The organism is Paraburkholderia sp. Ac-20347 (assembly GCF_017104805.1).
Classification (GTDB): domain Bacteria; phylum Pseudomonadota; class Gammaproteobacteria; order Burkholderiales; family Burkholderiaceae; genus Paraburkholderia; species Paraburkholderia tropica.
The window spans coordinates 1-2886 of sequence record NZ_JAAGPN010000489.1 but is presented as its reverse complement, the minus strand read 5'-3'; the positions used below and the strand labels follow the sequence as shown (position 1 = coordinate 2886).

Sequence of the window (2886 nt, the reverse complement as noted above, 5' to 3'; positions counted from 1 at the left end):
TTCGCGGCGGTTGCGCGCCTCGCGGCCCGGCACCGCGCGCACGCGCACGCCCGTCACCTTGCCGCCCGCGGATTCGAGCGCGAGCACTTCGGTATCGAAGACGAACTTCACGCCGCGCGCCTCGCACACGGCGCGCAGCTCGCGCGTGAAGCGCGCGCAGTCGCCGGCTTCGTCGTCGGGGAGATAGATGCCTGCCACCGGCTTCACGCGCGACCACGCGAGGCCCGGTTCGATCTGCGCGCAGGCATCGGCGTCGAGTTCGCGATACGCGATGCCCGCGTCGCGCAGCACGTTCAGCGCGGGCTGCGCGAGTTCGACGTCGTAGTCGCTGCGAAAGAGTTGCAGATAGCCCTGGCTGCGACCGTACTCGAACGCATGCTGCGCGCGAAACGCGTGCAGACATTCGCGGCTGTAGTAAGCGATGCGCTGCATGCGCTGCTTGTTCACACGAAAACGCGCGAGGTCGCATTCGCGCAGCCAGCGCGCGATCCAGCGCCACTGCGCGGCGTCCAGCGCGGGGCGGAAGATCAGCGGCGAAGTGGGTTTGAGCAGATATTTGAGGAGCTTGGCCGGCATGCCCGGCGCGGCCCACGGCGTGACGTAGCCGGGCGCGATGACGCCCGCGTTGCCGAAGCTCGTGCCGAGCGCGACGCCCGGCTCGCGCTCGATGACCGTGACGTCGCAGCCTCGTTCGCTCAGATAGTACGCAGTAGCGACGCCGATCACACCGGCGCCGAGGACGATCGTTTTCATGCCGGTCGTATTGAGAGGGACGGAAGGTATTGCAGCATGTTCGGGCTCATCGTGCAGCGGAGTCCGCAGGCGGCTGGGCGGCCGCTTCGGCTGGCTTGTCGGTGACGTCGGACGCACCATGATCGGCCAGCACTTTGCCCTTCGTTTCCGGCAGACACAGCGCCGAGACGATCACGAGCAGATAGCCCGCGCCCGCCACCGTACCGATCGCTTTCACGAGCGTCGTGGTCTGCGCGAGCGTGCCGACGAGGATCGGAAAGAACGAGCCGAGACCGCGTCCGAGGTTGTAGCAGAAGCCCTGTCCCGAGCCGCGGATCGCGTTCGGGTAAAGCTCGGAAAGATAGGCGCCGACGCCCGCGAAAATGCCCTGCACGACGATGCCGAGCGGAAAGCCGAGCGCGAGCATCGCGGCATCGGTGATCGGCAGCATCGTGTAGGCCATGCCGAGCGCGAACGAACCGATCGCGAACAGGATGAACGACGCGCGCCGTCCGATCTTGTCGCACAGAATCGCGCCGACGATATAGCCCGTGAACGAGCCGACGATCAGCACGATCAGATAGCCGCTCGTGTTGAACACGGACAGATGGCGCACCGTCTTCAGATAGGTGGGCAGCCAGGTGGTGATCGCGTAGTAGCCGCCGAGCATGCCGGTGCACAGCGCGCTGCCGAGCAGCGTGGTCGCGAGATGCGCGGGCGCGAAGATCTGCAGGAAGTGGCCTTGCACGTCGCCGGCCTCGCGCGCGCGGCGCGTCTGCAGGAACACTTCGGGGTCGCTCACGTTGCGGCGCACGTAGAGAATCCACAGCGCGGGCAGGATGCCGATCCAGAAGCACGCGCGCCACGCGTATTCCTCGGGCAGCAGCGCGAAGAAGGCCCAGTAGAGAATCGCCGCCGCGGCCCAGCCGAACGACCAGCTGCTCTGCACGGTGCCGACGGCCTTGGCGCGATGCTGCGGCGAGCGGATCGTCTCGGCCATCATGATCGTGACGACCGACCATTCGCCGCCGAAGCCGACGCCTTGCAGCGTGCGCGTGGCGAGCAGTTGCCAGAACGAGTGCGTGAAACCGGAGAGACAGGTGAAGAGCGCGAACGTGGCGATGGTCCATTGCAACACGCGCACGCGGCCGTAGCGATCGGCGAGGATGCCCGCGAGCCAGCCGCCGATCGCCGACGAAATCAGCGAGCTGGTGGCGATCATGCCCGCTTCGCTTTTCGTCATGCCCCACGTGGCGATGAGCGTCGGGATCAGGAACGAGTAGATCATGAAGTCGAACGCATCGACGGCGTAGCCGCCGAAGCCCGCGTAGAGCGTGCGGCGCTCGCGTGCGTTCAGTTCCTTGAACCATTGAAATGCTGCCATCGCGCGTCGTCCCCAGGATTGTTGTGCGCGCCACGACCGGCGTGGCGACGGGTGGCGAAAGCGGCGTCCGGTGGCGCGGGCCGCTGGCGATGCGTCGAGGCGCGCGCTGCAGGCGGGCCGCCGATGCTCGAACGGCGCTATTTTACGGTGCGACAGGCTGTCGCGGCCAGGGAAGCCGTAAGGAAGCGGGCCATTGTGTGCGCTTTCGTTCGCGATTTTGCGCGATGGTGCACGCGTGTTCGCTTCACGTGCGATGTGCGTGAGCGATGTTTGCGCTGCGTGCGCGGTTTGCTGATGGAGCGCGACGTGGCGCAGATGTCGAGCTAGGTGTCGCGCGTAGCGTTTGATTCGCTAGCGAGCGAACCAATGCGCGACGCGCGCGCGGGAATCAGCCCAGCGTCAGTCCGCCATCGATGTGGATGGTCTGGCCGGTGATATGACGCGCGGCGTCGGAAAGCAGGAAGGCGATCAGTTCGGCGACATCGGCGGGATCGGCCACGCGGCCCAGCGGCGTGACTTCGGCGGCGCGCGCCCACGCGGGGGCGTTCTCCGGCGTGGGGCCGGCGTCCTTGCGCGTGTAGCCGGGCGCGACGCAATTCACGCTCACGCCGTGCGGCGCGAGTTCGGCGGCGGCCGTTTTCGCGAGCGATTCGAGCGCGGCCTTCGCGGCGGCCGTGGCCGCGAACGGCGCGTCGGCGCCATAGCGGTGCGCGACGAACGCACTCCCCGCCACTACGCGTCCGCGCGTCCGTCGCATAGGGGCGGGTTGT

At 67.5% G+C, this 2886-nt stretch carries 3 protein-coding genes; all 3 read right to left on the bottom strand.

Going from position 1 to position 2886, the window contains the following annotated elements; translation table 11 throughout:
• On the bottom strand, positions 1-753 hold a 753-nt coding region (locus G3N97_RS37865), incomplete at its 3' end, for an FAD-dependent oxidoreductase (protein WP_205997862.1).
• A gap of 46 nt (positions 754-799) precedes the next feature.
• Positions 800-2116: an MFS transporter gene (locus G3N97_RS37860; RefSeq protein ID WP_205997861.1), complete on the bottom strand. Its 1317-nt coding sequence runs from the start codon at positions 2114-2116 to the stop codon at positions 800-802.
• A 388-nt stretch (positions 2117-2504) separates the two neighbouring features.
• A partial coding sequence (locus G3N97_RS37855) for an SDR family oxidoreductase (RefSeq protein WP_205997860.1) occupies positions 2505-2886 on the bottom strand: 382 nt, incomplete at its 5' end.

What these genes read in the sequence shown, in the direction of transcription:
- G3N97_RS37860 (WP_205997861.1), bottom strand. Translation starts at nt 2,116, where the DNA reads ATGGCAGCATTTCAATGGTTCAAGGAACTGAACGCACGCGAGCGCCGC.